Annotated in this window: 13 protein-coding genes; 4 read left to right on the forward strand and 9 right to left on the reverse strand. The window is 69.7% G+C overall.

Features of this window, described 5'->3' with window-relative positions:
- Positions 1-166: transposase (locus G1H11_RS06030; RefSeq protein WP_163817133.1), on the forward strand; the 166-nt coding region annotated here is incomplete at its 5' end.
- Positions 167-287: 121 nt separating this feature from the next.
- On the opposite strand, the gene G1H11_RS06035 is transcribed toward G1H11_RS06030, so the two are convergent.
- From G1H11_RS06035 to G1H11_RS06045, 3 genes are read right to left on the reverse strand one after another with little or no spacing between them, the layout of a single operon-like run.
- A complete protein-coding gene (locus G1H11_RS06035; protein WP_163817135.1) occupies positions 288-932 on the reverse strand; it encodes a hypothetical protein in 645 nt (214 codons plus the stop codon).
- Positions 929-1,558: an MBL fold metallo-hydrolase gene (locus tag G1H11_RS06040; protein ID WP_163817137.1), complete on the reverse strand. Its 630-nt coding sequence runs from the start codon at positions 1,556-1,558 to the stop codon at positions 929-931. The genes G1H11_RS06035 and G1H11_RS06040 overlap by 4 nt, the downstream gene beginning before the upstream one ends.
- A gap of 46 nt (positions 1,559-1,604) precedes the next feature.
- Positions 1,605-2,228 (reverse strand): cob(I)yrinic acid a,c-diamide adenosyltransferase, encoded by a 624-nt coding sequence (locus tag G1H11_RS06045; protein ID WP_163817139.1) that lies wholly within the window; start codon positions 2,226-2,228, stop codon positions 1,605-1,607.
- 125 nt (positions 2,229-2,353) lie between these two features.
- On the opposite strand from G1H11_RS06045, the gene G1H11_RS06050 reads away from it, so the two are divergent.
- A complete protein-coding gene (locus tag G1H11_RS06050) occupies positions 2,354-2,881 on the forward strand; it encodes a hypothetical protein (RefSeq protein WP_163817141.1) in 528 nt (175 codons plus the stop codon).
- A 138-nt stretch (positions 2,882-3,019) separates the two neighbouring features.
- The gene (locus tag G1H11_RS06055; protein ID WP_163817143.1) at positions 3,020-3,739 is read left to right on the forward strand and encodes a YcnI family copper-binding membrane protein; all 720 of its coding nucleotides are present in this window, start codon (positions 3,020-3,022) and stop codon (positions 3,737-3,739) included.
- 40 nt (positions 3,740-3,779) lie between these two features.
- On the opposite strand, the gene G1H11_RS06060 is transcribed toward G1H11_RS06055, so the two are convergent.
- From G1H11_RS06060 to G1H11_RS06085, 6 genes are all read right to left on the reverse strand, one after another.
- Entirely contained in the window at positions 3,780-5,564 is a 1,785-nt protein-coding gene (locus tag G1H11_RS06060) for an IucA/IucC family protein (protein ID WP_163817145.1), read from the reverse strand.
- Positions 5,561-7,168 carry a SidA/IucD/PvdA family monooxygenase gene (locus G1H11_RS06065; RefSeq protein ID WP_163817147.1) on the reverse strand — a complete coding sequence of 536 codons (1,608 nt, stop codon included), beginning with the start codon at positions 7,166-7,168 and terminating at the stop codon, positions 5,561-5,563. Before G1H11_RS06065 ends, G1H11_RS06060 begins: the two co-directional genes overlap by 4 nt.
- The gene (locus G1H11_RS06070; RefSeq protein WP_163817149.1) at positions 7,165-7,713 is read right to left on the reverse strand and encodes a GNAT family N-acetyltransferase; all 549 of its coding nucleotides are present in this window, start codon (positions 7,711-7,713) and stop codon (positions 7,165-7,167) included. Before G1H11_RS06070 ends, G1H11_RS06065 begins: the two co-directional genes overlap by 4 nt.
- Before the next feature lie 118 nt (positions 7,714-7,831).
- Complete coding sequence (locus tag G1H11_RS06075) at positions 7,832-9,715, reverse strand: IucA/IucC family protein (protein ID WP_163817151.1); 1,884 nt, start codon at positions 9,713-9,715, stop codon at positions 7,832-7,834.
- Positions 9,712-11,193 (reverse strand): pyridoxal-dependent decarboxylase, encoded by a 1,482-nt coding sequence (locus G1H11_RS06080; RefSeq protein WP_163817153.1) that lies wholly within the window; start codon positions 11,191-11,193, stop codon positions 9,712-9,714. The genes G1H11_RS06075 and G1H11_RS06080 overlap by 4 nt, the downstream gene beginning before the upstream one ends.
- Positions 11,190-12,584 (reverse strand): diaminobutyrate--2-oxoglutarate transaminase family protein, encoded by a 1,395-nt coding sequence (locus G1H11_RS06085; protein WP_163817155.1) that lies wholly within the window; start codon positions 12,582-12,584, stop codon positions 11,190-11,192. The genes G1H11_RS06080 and G1H11_RS06085 overlap by 4 nt, the downstream gene beginning before the upstream one ends.
- 183 nt (positions 12,585-12,767) lie before the next feature.
- Between G1H11_RS06085 and G1H11_RS06090 the strand changes: the two genes are divergently transcribed.
- Positions 12,768-13,418: a formylglycine-generating enzyme family protein gene (locus G1H11_RS06090; protein WP_163817808.1), complete on the forward strand. Its 651-nt coding sequence runs from the start codon at positions 12,768-12,770 to the stop codon at positions 13,416-13,418.
- Positions 13,419-13,470 lie beyond the last annotated feature (52 nt).

The raw sequence follows: 13,470 nt of genomic DNA on the forward strand, positions 1-13,470 counted from the left end.
CTACGCCGCCCTCGAAGAAGGCATGTCCAACGCCCTCATCGAATCCACCAACACCAAGATCCGCGTCATCACCCGCGTCGCCTACGGATTCAAAGACCCTCACGCCCTCATCGCCCTGGCCATGCTCTCCCTCGGCGGCTACCGCCCAGCCCTCCCGGGCCGCTAACCCACGGAAACGTCAGGAGAGCCCTAAATGATCATGTAAACCATGTTTTCTCGTGCGATACCAGGGCTGCAGGCATGGTGAAGCACGAGAAGGCATGGTTTACATGATCATTTAGGTGGGGTTAGTGGAGTTCTTGGCGGCGCCAGAGGCCGGCGGCTTGTTCGAGCTCCTCGGCCATGCGCAGGTTTCCGCGGGCCAGCCGGATCTGCCGGTCACGCTCGTCGTCGAGGGCGTCATCGGCTACGTAGGCTCGGCCGGAGGCGATCACCCGGCAGAATGCCGAGGCGCGTTCCAGCGTGGTGGCGAAGTCGCCGTCGAAGGCGCGGGTCAAGATCGCGTCACCGAGCGCGGCGACCTCCCGCGGCCCTGGTGGTTGCTCCACCCCTGCGACGGCGGTGGAGACCTCCGCCATTTGCTGGCCTGCGGCGAACAGGCGGGACGCTTCCGGTCCGTTGCGGTGCACCCAGCTACGCAGCAGGTACAGCGACCACATGGTTCCGGGAAGCGTGCCCGGCCCGGACTCGCGCCACAGTTCGGCGAGCTCGTCCAAGCCGACCTGATCGGCCAGGCGGACCAGGCGCTCGGTGGTGCCTGGGCTGGCGTCGTCGGCGCGGCCGGCCCGGAGCAGAGCCGAGGCGGTGGCATGCGCGATGGCGATGCGGTCGGCCGGGTCGGGGTCGCCCAGGAGATCCGGCATGTCGCCGCGGAGCGACGGGCGGCGTGGTCGCTGGGATTCGTCGCCTCCGGGAGCGGTGCCCGGCGTCATAGCGTGACCGACTCCCCGGCGGCGATGACGCGAAGGTCCATGCCCTGCGGGCCGAGCCGCTGGAAGTGGCCGTAGTACATCTCCGGCTTCGCCAGGAGCGCCTGATGGATGGGTATCGCCGTGGCCGGGGCGACACCTCGTAGGAATTCGATGGCTTCGGAGATCTTCTGCCACGGGGCGGCCGTCGGCAGGCCGAGGATCTCAACGTCGGTGTCCGGCGCCGTGAACGAGTCGCCCGGGTGGAAGAACCGCCCGCCGACGAGGTAGCCGACGTTCGCGATGACGGGGATGTCCGGATGGATGACCGCATGCTGCTCCCCGTAGACGTCCACTCGGGTGCCGACGTCGACGCGGTCGCCCGAGCGGACCGTGGTGCAAGTGATGTGGTTCTCGGCCAGCAGTTCCGCGGTGCCGGGATCCGCGTAGACGGAGGCGTCCGGATTGCGCTCGATCAGGGCAGGCAGGCGTTCCAGGTCGACGTGGTCAGGGTGCTGATGGGTCACCAGCACGGCGGTCAGGTCCGTGAGTGCCTCGAATCCGTGCGAGAAGTTGCCCGGGTCGATCAGCACCCGGGCGGCGCCGTCTTCAACGAGAACGCACGAGTGCTCGAACTTGGTCAGCTTCATCTGCTCGATTCTACGAGCCGCGCCGCCTGGGGTTCAGCGTGACCTCTCAGCGAGAGGACGGCTCGTCGCGACCCCCACCGGGCTGCCACAGGACGTCGCCGTCGTGGCGGTTGGCGTACCGTGCGAGAACGAACAGCAGGTCCGAGAGCCGGTTCAGGTACGTGGCGGTCAGCGGGTTGACGCCGTCGTCGTCACCGTCACCGTACGTCTCCAGGGCATGCCATGCGGATCGCTCGGCACGGCGGACCGTCGTCGTCGCCACGTGCAGGTGCGCCGAGGTCACCGTGCCTCCGGGGAGGACGAAGGAACGCAACTTGGGCAGGTCCGCGTTGAAGGTGTCGCAGTACGATTCGAGCTCGTCGATCCACGCCGCTTGGACCCGGAGGGGCTCGTACTCGTACGTCGGCTTGAGCGGCATGCACAGATCCGCACCGACGTCGAACAGGTCGTTCTGGATACGGACCAGCGCGCCCAGCGCGGCGTCGCCGAGGTCGCCGCCTCCGCCGCCGTGACGCTCCACCGCGACCACCACGCCGATGGTGGCATTGGCCTCGTTGACGTCGGCGTACGCGACGAGGCGAGGATCCGTCTTGCGGGTTCGGCTGAAATCGCCGAGCCCCGTGGTTCCGTCGTCGCCGGTGCGGGTGTAGATCTTCGTCAAGTTCACCACACGATCCACAGTACGACGCCGGACGGCCCCGCCGTGCGCCGATGACCGGCGGGGGCGTGCGTAGGGCATCCGGCGGCGGGATTCGGCCACGAGGCGCGGGCGCCTGAATGCTAGCCTCAGCGGTTGTGACGAGTCCTGGCCAGGGCGCCGCGCGAGTGGCGCGGGGCGGCACGCTGGCCGCCGCCTGCCTCGGCATGTCCGTGGGCGCGCACGTCGCGGCTGGAGGAGCCGTCCACATGTCCGCCGGCGTGCTCGCCGGCGGCTTGGCGCTGGCGGTGATCTGTGTGGCTGCCGCCGACGCCCGCCGCTCCTTCGGCGGCATTCTCGGCGTGGTGCTGCTCTCCCAGGTGGGTCTCCATCTCTTCGCGGGCGCGGGTGGGCACCATGCGGATCCGGCCGGACTCGGCCTGACCCCGGCGATGGTCGCGTTCCACGGCGTGGCCGCCGTCCTGGTGAGCCTGGTGCTCGCGCACGGCGAACGGCTCGTGTGGGCACTGTGGAGCCTCGCGCGATTGCCACGGGTTCCGCGGCTCGGTCTGGTTGTGCCGGACGCCGGCGCGCCGCGGCTCGTCCGCGACTACCGGCCCGTCTTGGCGCTGTGCCGGGACCTGCATCTCACCGGACCCGACACCCGCGCCCCGCCCGCTGGCTGACGCACGCGGGGACCGGCAACGCCCGGATCCATCCGTCACGCGTCCTGAGTGACTTGCCCGGACCCACTGGGCGAGCTTTCGTGCGCCGTGGGCGCACGCCTCAACACACTTCCCACCAGCAACAGGGGTTCATCAGCCATGCCATTGTCGATATCTGTCATCCGTCCCGTGCGCGTCGGCGGCGCCGTGGCCGGCGCCACCGCTCTCGTCGTCGCCGGACCCGCCCTCGCGGGCGCGCACGTCACCGTGAACCCGGGCGAGGCACCCGCCGGTTCCTACACCGTGCTCACGGTTGCCGTGCCACACGGCTGCGAAACGTCCGGCACCACCGAGGTCGCCATCGAGATTCCCGAGGAGATCCTCGCCGTCACCCCCACCGTCCACGCGAACTGGGACGTGGTGAGACTCGCTGCCAACGGCTCGCCGGCCGAAGCCGGCGGCTCCGTCGCGCAGGTCGTGTACTCGGCACACACGCCGTTGCCGCACGACCTACGGGACGCGTTCGAGCTGTCGGTCCGCCTGCCCGATGAGGCCGGGCAGACGTTGGCCTTCCCGGTGGTACAGAGCTGTGAGGACGGTCAAGCCGCGTGGGTCGAGATCGCCGCCGACGACGAGGACCCGCACGATCTGGAGTACCCGGCACCACTCGTCGAGATCACCGAACCCGTCGACGACGGCCACGGTGCCGAGACGGCGGCCGGCGATGACACCGCGGAGGAGGACTCGTCCGCCGGATCCGGTACCGAAGCGATGACCGTCGCCGGATTCGGGACCGGTCTGGCCGGCGTGGTCCTTGGCGGTGCTGCCCTCGTGTACGCGCACCGGCGAACACGCTCCGGGGACCACCCGGCTCGCTGACGCCGTCGGCTGACCCGGTCCGCGGCGATCCGCTCGCCCCTCACCCTGCGGCGACAGAGTCAGGAGCGAGCGGATTGCGGACCGTCCCCACCGCGGAGATCACCGGGCGCTCGGCGTCGTCGTCGTAGCCGCGCTCGAACAGCCGCAAGCGGTTCAGGCAGAGCTTCGGGAACGTCGGCGTCTCCAGGTCGAACAGGGCGAAGCGGTCGCTCAAGTCGGCGCCGAAGCGCCGGTGGTACACCGTCATTTCCTCCCGCGCCTGCGCCCAGAACGCCGGCTCCGGCAGTCCGAGGAGATCATCGGCGATCTCGGCCAGGTACCGGTAGACCCCGACGAGCAAGCCGTTCTGCAGATACTTGATCAACGTCGTCGCGCCCAGTGTCACGTCGGCGAGCGCATCCCGTGCAGCGGGGGCTAGGCGATCGTGTTCGGGAAGCGGCTCGGAGCAGATTGCGACGTCGTCGACGAAGTCCTTCACGACGAGCCGGGTAGGAACCCCGTCGCGGTGCACGATCATGCAATTCTGCCCGTGCGGCGAGAACATCGCCCCGTACTTGTAGAGCACATGCAGCAAGGGCGGCAGTGTCGCCGCGTGCAGGTGCTGCAACCATTCGTCCGCCGAGAGCCCGCTCTCTTTCAGAAGGGCACCGGCGAACGGCTGACCGTCCGCGTCGACATGCAGCAGCGCCGCCAGCGACACCGCGCGTTCGCCCGGCTCCAGGTAGCCGTGGACCGACTCTCTCCAGATCGCGCCCAGCAATTCTGTGTGCTGGTACGGAACGCCGGGGACGCTCTCGAACGCGGGGTGCGGGATGCTCACCGAGGCGACCTCGCCCAGCAGGACGAGCCCGGTTTCCCGCAGGAACGGGTCGGCGTGGGCCAGGCCGCACAGCCATGCGGTGAGCGCGGGAGCCGCGATAGTGCGCTCGCGGGGCAGGCCGCGATAGACGGAGGTGTTGAGAACGGACAACGGGAGCTTCAGATAGCGCCGAGCAGGCTGGTCGATGTCGGTGAGGGTCCGGATGGCCAGTTGTGGCCGGTAGCGCGGCGCCGCCTCTCCGAGGTGGACCAGCGATCCACGGGCCAGTTCGCTCGCGTGCAAGGGAAGGATCCGGTTGGTCCATTGCCACGGATGAACCGGCAGGTAGACACACCTGTCGGGATCCAGCCCGGCGAGGTGGGCGTGGGCGCGCAGCCGGTCGAACTCGCCGTCGCCCACCTGTTCACGGACCACGGTGTGGTGATCCAGGCCGGGGACGGCTTGTTCGTCGGCGATCGCCGGTTCGGCCGCCAGCCAGTGCAGCCGCAGCTCGCGCCCAACCTCTGGGGCGTACGCAAACATGTCGTCGGCGCCGAACCCGACCCGGCCCTTGCTGGCGACTATCCACGGATGTCCGCGAAGCTCGCTCTCGGCGAGGACAGAGTCCATGTCGATGAGCGCGGCGCTCGGCCGGGCGCGCGCCAGCTGCCAGGTGTCAGAGACGAGCGTCGAGGACAGCTCCGCGACCAGGTTCGCCACGGTGGGCGGGGGAACGCCCAAGCTGGTGGTGAGCGTCGCGAGCAGGTGGGCCGCGTCGGGCGGGACGCCGCCGCTCCAGCTCAGGGAGTCCGGGTCTATTCGCCACCAGCCGAGACTCCGGTAGCGTGCCCGCGCCGTCAGGGTGCCTTCCGGCAGGTCGACGACGAGCCGGCCGTCGCCGCTCACGTTCGCGGGAATGATCTCCTCGTACATGAACTCGGTGAGTGCCTTGGCGAGTAGCTCCCGGTTGGCTCGGGTCCAGTGCGCGGCGCTCAGCCACGACGGTGCGGTGAGGGGTTCGTTCATGCGTCGTCCTGTCGTCGCGGTGGGGGAGCGAGGTCGGTGCGTCGAAGGAGTGAATCTGGGGTCGCCCTGGCCACACCTCGTGTACTCCTGCGCCCCACCAGATCCACTCCGTCGTCAGGAACACGGTCCTGGGAGTGAGCAGAGCCCAGGGAGGAGGTGCCGAAACGCTGGAACACGGTCCGCTCCCGCACCGGATACACCTCGCGACCGGCCACGGCGTTGGCGATCACCGCGCCCCGGTACGCGCCGAGACCGAGGTCGGGCGCGCCGACGCCGTGGGTGTGCAGCTCACCGTTCTGGATGAACAACGACGACGCCCCCGGTCTGGCATCGGAACCGGCACCAGGGTCGGCGGCCACGCCGTCGTCGCGGCCGGTGTCCACCACCCGCCCGCCGAGCCCGTGGCGGAGCTTGAGCCGGTAGTCCAGGTCCACCTCGGGCCGGCCGTGCTCGTCGGTGGCGACGAAGCCGGCCGGAAGAGGAAGAGGCGTGGGCTCGTAGCCGGTGGCGAGCACCACCACGTCGGTGTCCCGGATGAAGGTGCGCTGCTCGTCGTGGTGCCGCCAGGTCAGCCGCCAGCGCCGGCCGGGCACCGGCGACGGGGCGATCTCCCCGAGCTCGCACCGGCCGGCGTAGGTGAGCGGCGGCTCGTCGCCGCCGATCGTGGCCTCGTAGAGGAGGTCGTAGATGCGTTCGCTGGTCTCCGCTGACAGCCCCTTGTACAGCAGGTCCTGACCGGCGCGCACCCGGTCTCGGGTGCCGGGGGCGAGCCCGTGGAAGTACGCCGTGTACTCGGGGGAGAAGTGCTCGAGCCCGAGTTTCGAGTACTCCATCGGCAGGAATCCGGCACCGCGGGTGAACCAGTCCACGATGCCGCCGTGGGCTGCGTGAGACTGCAGGAGATCGGCCACCACTTCACCGGCGCTCTGGCCGGAGCCGACCACGGTCACGTGGGCGGCGCCGCTGATCTTCTCCCTGAGCTCCAGGTAGTGGGCAGCGTGGAAGACGTCCTCTCCGAGCCGGTCACGCACCGCCTCCGGAACCCGCGGGCGGCTGCCTACCCCGAAGACCACTGAACGCGCCCGGAACCGGATGGTGGACGAGCTGCCGCCGTGACCATCCGCGGACACATGCTGGGTGGTGCCGTCGCCGGTGCTGTCATCGCGGTCAGTCGCCGTCACGCGAATGGTCCAGGTGCCGTCGCCGCCGGGCTCCACCTTCTCGACCCGATGCCCGAACCGGCATGACGGCAGGCTCGCCGCGACCCACCCGGCATAGGCGTCGTACTCCTGGCGCGGGACGTGAAAGCGCTCGTAGAAGTAGAACCGATACAGCCGGTTGTGTTCATGCAGATAGTTCAGAAACGAGAATCTGCTGGTCGGGTCGGCGAGGGTCACCAGATCCGCGAGGAACGGCACCTGAAGGGTGGTGCCGGGCAGCATCAGGCCCGGGTGCCAGGAGAAGGCTGGGCGGGCCTCGAAGAACAGAGCGTCGATGTCCGGAACCGGATCCAGCAGGGCGGCGAGCCCGAGGTTGAACGGCCCGAGCCCCACCCCGACGACATCGAGAACGCGGTCCCGATCTCTCGTTTCGCCGACGGTCACGGCCGTTCACCGCCCATCGGCTCGTCGCTGTGCCGGTCTGCGGTGTCATCGCCCGTATGGACCATCAGCACCGCGCGCTTCTCCGGAAGGTCGAGGTGGCCGATCGAGCGGAAGCCCAGCCGCCGGCAGAACGCATGCATCCGGGTGTTGCGGATGTCCGGCTCGCACACGACCCGCCTCCCGCGGTGCGGATGGTCCCCGTTCAGCAGGTGCGAGACGAAGGCGCGGCCGAGCAGCCGTGGCATGCCGCTGCCGAGGAAGCGTTCCGGACCCACCAGCAGGTGCCATCCGACGTCGCCCGGCCGTGCGGGATAGTGCGCGGCCAGGGGATCGCCGGCCACGCGGTAGGTCTCGACGTAGCCGAAGGGGACCCCGTCGGCGGACACGATCCAGCCCTGCTGATGGGTCAGCTCGGACAGATAGGCGCCGACGTCGTCGCGCGGGCGGTCGAGCTCCCACCAGGGCGCGACGTGTGGTGTGTTCATCCAGGCATGGATCAGCTCCAGGTGGGCGTCGACGTCGAGCGGTTCCACCTCGATCAGCACGCGCGCCCGGTGCTCGCGGCTCGTGCCCGGTGCCGGCCCGGGAGACGTCGTCGATCCGTGGAATGACTTCGACCAGGGGCCAAATGCGGAGGTGGAGCCTGATGATGGGCGGCGCGGATCAGCAATCATCGGAATGGGGGATACGGGCGGTGGCATCCGGTGTCTCTCTCAGGGGGTTCGGAAGGGTGACGTAGACGGATTGGGTGGAGATGTCTCCGGCCAGCTCGTCCATGTCGTGCACTCTGGTCAGCAGGTTGGCCTTGCACGGCCACGAGTGGTCGTCGAGGAGCCGGTCGAGGAGGGACGCGGGGTAGCGCCCGCCGCGGGCACGCTCCTGTTCGAGCAGCCTGCTCAGGTCGGTCAGGAGGACCTGCTCGTCCCCGTATTCTCCGAGCGCGTTGACCACACCGAGCGTCAGGTTGACGAACAGGTAATAGACGAGTCGTTCGTCGGCGAGTGGCTCCGGGAAGACGGATTCGGTGGACTCGCCCAGGCCGGGGATCACGCGGGTGAGGTCCCCGTGCGCCGCTTCCCGATGGAAGTAACCCTGGCTGTCCCGGTAGACGCCGTGCACCGGCCAGCCTCTGTCGAGCTCCACCAGAGTGTTCTGCTGATGCGCCTCGAAGCACAGCCCGACGTCGAGATACAACCGGAGCAAGGACCGCACCACCACGTCGCCGAACCGGGCGAACCACTCCCGGGCGACGTCGGACTCACGCCGGTGCTCACGGTGTGCGATCGACGCGACGATCGCCGCCAGCCGGCTGCGGCCGCCGTACGGATGGTCCTGGCACAGCGTCGTGAGGGCGCTGACATCCGCGGGGCCGTCTCGTGTCCACCGGTTCTCTCTGAGCAGGACGGAGAACCCGTCGCTCACGACGCCGTCGTGCTCGACAGTCAGGTAGGCGGGATCCTGCAGCAACGTGAACCGCGGCGCGACGGCGGCGCTCCGGCGGCCTACTTCGGTACGGCTGAGCTGCGCGGACTCGACCGCACGATCCAGCTCCTTCGGCAGCGTGACCCGCATCGAGTTGGTCACGCGGACGTGCAGGGAGAACTTCAGCTGCCAGGGCGAATCAGGGTGGTAGACGGTGCGCACCGATGTCGTCGGCAGGTAGGGGGAACCGAGCGGCCCGAGGTCCACCACCGCGTCGTCGTCGAACAACGCGGCCGTGGCGGGGTCCGTGGCCAGCCGGCTGGCCTCGAACGGATGCGCCGGTACGAGGATGCGCGGGCCGACGGCGTCCATCATCGCGTCGAGGGCGCCGAGGTCGGTCCGCGGATCCTTGCGCAGAATCTGTTCGGCGAGCTCCGGCGCGGGCGTGCCGGCAGCGCTGCGGTGCCGGACCAGGCCGGGCGTGACGGCCAGCCAGTGCAGCGGGAACCGGCCGCAGGACTCCGGGGAGAAGAGGCGTCGCTGGGACCCGGTCATCTCACCACGGCTCTTCGGGGTGGGATGCGTCATGTGACCCAGGAGCAGTGCCTGCTCGCTTTCGCCGAAACTCAGCGGCACTGCACTCCACAGCCGGTCGATGTCGGCGTCGCGCTCGCGCAGATGGTCCGCCACCGCCATGGAGCTGTCGAGGATCCGGCCGAGCAGGGCGTCGATGGAGGGTGGCCGTGCGGAGCCAGGCAGGTCCCCAGCGGTGGCGACGTGCTCGTAGCCTCCGGGCGGGAGCGCGGTGAGCTGGTCCGCCAGCAGTGCGGCGAGCGTCGCCAGCCTGATGGGCCGCGGCGGCTGACCGCCGGCGCTCGCCCGGGCCGGAAGCTCCAGCACATGCCGGAATGTCGGTGACACCCGCCGCACGTCGACGTCGACGCGTGCATTCCAGCGTGGCAGTGGTACCGAGAGGACCGCGGGGTACCCGGGTCGGTCGGTGGGTGTGAGCCACCAGCCCGACGTCTCGCGGATCCAGCAGCTCAGGAAGGCGCGGACCGCGGCGTCGTCGGCGGCGGCCGCGGCTCTGGTCGCGGTGGTGGCTAACTCAGCGGTGTCGATCATGGGTACGGCATGCCTTCCTGAATCCCGGGACCGGCGGCCCCGGCTATGAGGTCGAGGAGCCCGGCGATGTCGCCGGCCGTCGCCAGCGGATTGACCAGCGTCAGTTTGAGGACCGTGCGTCCTTTCCATCGGGTGCGGCCCACGACGGCCCGCCCTGATGCCAGAAGATCTCGCTGGACACGCGTGTTGAGCGCGTCCTGACCGTCGACCGGCGATCCCTCGGGCGCGCGGCAGCGGAACAGGACGGTGACGGTCTGCGGTGGGGCGATCAGCTCCAGCTGAGGATGCGCATCGACGAGCCGGCCGGCCTCGGCGGTGAGGTCGACCAGATGCTCCACGAAGCCGGCGAGACGCAGCCGTCCGGTGATGCGCAGCGACACGAGGATCTTCAGCGCGTCGAACCGGCGCGAGGTGTCCAGGGAGCGGTCCACCAGGTCGAGTTCGGCGGTGCCGTCCCTCCGGTTGAGATAGTCCGCCGGCTCGCGGAATCCGTGCAGGGTCCCGGCGTTGCGGACCAGCAGGGCGCTCGCCCCGATCGGTTGCCACCAGAGTTTGTGCAGGTCGGCGGTGATGGAGTCAGCTCGTTCGAGGCCGGCGAGCATCGGGCGGAGCCGTTCGCTGAGCGCGAGCGCGGAGCCCACGGCCGCGTCAATGTGGAACCACGCGCCCCGAGCGGCCGCCCGGTCCGCGAGAGCGTCGAGCGGGTCGATGGCGCCGCTGTCCGTGGTGCCGGCCGTGCCCACGAGCGCGATGGGTGACAGGCCGGCGTCATCCAATCCGGCGAGCACCCGGTCGAGGTCATCCACTCGCATCCGGCCGGCATGGTCCGTCCCCACGGGAACAACGGCGTCCCGGCCGAGCCCGAGGACCGACGCCGCCTGCCGGACGCTGATATGAGCGGCTGCGGAGGTGAGGACCCGCCACCGGCGCGATTCGCCGGGTAGCCCGGAGACGGTGGTCCCCGTGCCGGCGCGCTCCCGGGCGAGCAGGAGACCCAGGAGGTTCGACGACGTCCCACCCGAGGTCAGCACGCCGGATGCGGTGCCTGGCAGTCCGAGGACGGCCGCCAGAGTTCGCACCAGGAGGTCTTCGACATAGGTGGCCACGGGTGCTTGGTCGAACGAATCCATCGACTGATTCGTGAGACCGATGGCGAGCTCGGTCACCGCCGCCGTGATGAGGGTCGGTGAATGCAGGTGTGCGGCGCAGTAGGGGTCGGTGACGCGCACGCCGTGCCTCAGCACCACCCGTCCGATCTCGGACAGCACGCGTTCGGGTTCGCAGCCGATGTCGGGAAGCGGGTCGACGTGCTCGGTGGCGGAGCGGAGTTCGGCCGGCCCGAGGGCAGGAAACGGCGACGGCGGATCGTTCGACAGGACGGCGTCGAGCACGGCGTCCACCGTGTGGCGCAGGTTCTTCTCCGCCTCCGCGCTGCCGTCGAGAAACCACTGGCGCGGCCCTGTACCTGCGCCGGTCACGATGAGCCCGCGCGCACGGACGCCAGAGCGGAGCCGAACGCGGAGACGACCCGGTCGAGCTGGCCTTCGGTGACCGTGAGCGGAGGCAAGAACCTGACTACGGCGTCCCGGCCGCCGCCGACCTCGACGATGACGCCATGCTGGAGCATCTGCCGCTGGACGGCCGCGGCCAGGGATCCGTCGGCGACCGGAACGCCGTCGGCTGCGGGCGACTCGGGATCCACGAGTTCGACGCCCACCATCAGGCCGCGACCGCGCACCTGGCCGATGCGCGGATCGCCCGCGGCGACCGTGCGGAGGTCCTCCATGAACCGTCTGCCGAGCGTGTCCGCGCGCTCCGCCAGTCCGGCCCGGACGACCTCGCGGATGGTGGCGGCCCCGGCTGCCAGAGCAAGAGTGGAGCCACGGAAAGTCCCGGCGTGCGCGCCGGGCTGCCAGCCGTCCAAAACGGCCTTGTGGATGATGACTGCCAGCGGCAACCCTCCGCCGATCGCCTTGGAGAGGACGAGGATGTCCGGATCGAGCCCGATCGCCTCGCTGGCCCACAGTGCCCCCGTGCGGCCGAGTCCGGTCTGCACCTCGTCGGCGATCAGGAAAGTTCCCGCCTGGCGGGTGGCGGACCTCAACGTCGCTGCGAACATCGCCGGCATGGGATGCACGCCCCCCTCTCCCTGCACGGGCTCGGCGACGGCCGCGGCAGGGGCGGCGATACCGCTGAGGTCGTCGCCGAGTGCCCATTCCACGAGACGGCCGGCCATGCCGCTGGCGGCACCGCCGGCGGCCGTCCCGGATCGCCCTCCGCCACCGTGCGGTTCGCTGCGCGGCTGTGCCCCGAAGGGTGAGCGATAGCTGGTGGGGAACGGAAGGTGGTGCACGTCGGGCAGCAGTGGCCCGAGCGGCTCCTTCGCGGACCGGCGTCCGGTGAGGGCCAGCGTGCCCTGGGTCATACCGTGGTAGGCGCCCCCGAATGCGAGCAGGCCGCTGCGGCCGGTCACGGTGCGGGCGAGCTTGACCGCCGCTTCGACGGCGTCGGCGCCGGTAGGCCCGCAGAAGAGGATCCGGCCGTCGCGCAAGCCCGGTGGCAGGACCCGGAAGAGCTCCTCGATGAACCGGTCGCGCACGGGAGTCGGCAGATCCAGCGTGGACAGAGGAGCGCCACGGTCCAGGATGTCGCGGATGGCTTCGTCGACCGCTGGATGGTGGTGCCCGAGCGCCAGGGCTCCGGCGCCGGCCAGGCAGTCGATGTACTCGAGGCCGCCGCTGTCTCTCACCATCGCCCCCCGGCCCCAGACGAGAGTGACGGGTAGCCGGCGCGGATAGGACCGCGCGGAGGACTCCCGTTGACGTGGCGGGACATCGCTGTCGAGGGTGGGCGGCGTCGTGAGGGTCACGGGCGCATATTCCTTCCGATCATGGCTTCAAACGGTCAAATTAGGCATGCCTAACTTGACTGAGACAAGGCTTACCTAAATTTATTGTCGGCCGCAACCCCTTGGCGGGAATCGAGGTGAGTGGGGCACGATGAGCACGTGACTAGCGCGGAAACGGCACTGTTCATCTCGGCAGCGGAACACATGGTCGAGATTCCGGCCGGCGAGATCGTCGTGCGTGACGAGGGTTCCCGGACGACCTGGAGGGTCGAGGTCGAGCCGTTCCGGCTGGCGTCATACCCGGTCACGCGCGAGCTCTATACCGCCGTGCGGGGTGAGGCGCCCCCGGGCTCCGCTGGCCCGCTGACGCCGGTGACCGAGATCTGCTGGAAGGACGCGCTGCACTTCTGCAACCTGCTGTCGCAGGCGATGGGCGTCGAGGCCTGCTACACGATCGGTGATGACCCTGACGCGCTGGACGTGCTCTGCGACTGGCAGGCAGATGGTTTCAGGCTTCCCTCCGAAGCGGAGTGGGAGTATGCGTGCCGGGCGGGGGTCGCGGACGTCCGTTACGCGGAGCTGGACGAGATCGGGTGGTACGACGGCAACTCCGGCGGCAGGGTGCACGACGTAGGGGGCAAGGCGCCGAACCCGTGGGGCCTGTACGACATGATCGGCAACGCGTGGGAATGGTGCTGGGACCTTTATGACACCACGGTCTACGGTCCGTACCGGGTGTTCCGTGGTGGCGGCTGGTCGGATCCGCCTCGGGGCTGCCGTGCGTCGTGCAGGCGCAAGAGCCACCCGGCCTACCACATGGATGATCTCGGCTTCCGGCTGGCCCGCTCGGTGTGATGACCAGACGACGTACGCCGCGATTGTTGTCCGGTTGTGTCATCTGATCTCG

Origin of the sequence: Phytoactinopolyspora alkaliphila (assembly GCF_010550695.1) — a bacterium.
Lineage (GTDB): Bacteria > Actinomycetota > Actinomycetes > Jiangellales > Jiangellaceae > Phytoactinopolyspora > Phytoactinopolyspora alkaliphila.

What these genes read in the sequence shown, in the direction of transcription:
- G1H11_RS06035 (WP_163817135.1), bottom strand. Translation starts at nt 932, where the DNA reads ATGACGCCGGGCACCGCTCCCGGAGGCGACGAATCCCAGCGACCACGC.
- G1H11_RS06040 (WP_163817137.1), bottom strand. Translation starts at nt 1,558, where the DNA reads ATGAAGCTGACCAAGTTCGAGCACTCGTGCGTTCTCGTTGAAGACGGC.
- G1H11_RS06055 (WP_163817143.1), top strand. Translation starts at nt 3,020, where the DNA reads ATGCCATTGTCGATATCTGTCATCCGTCCCGTGCGCGTCGGCGGCGCC.
- G1H11_RS06060 (WP_163817145.1), bottom strand. Translation starts at nt 5,564, where the DNA reads ATGAACGAACCCCTCACCGCACCGTCGTGGCTGAGCGCCGCGCACTGG.
- G1H11_RS06075 (WP_163817151.1), bottom strand. Translation starts at nt 9,715, where the DNA reads ATGATCGACACCGCTGAGTTAGCCACCACCGCGACCAGAGCCGCGGCC.
- G1H11_RS06090 (WP_163817808.1), top strand. Translation starts at nt 12,768, where the DNA reads ATGGTCGAGATTCCGGCCGGCGAGATCGTCGTGCGTGACGAGGGTTCC.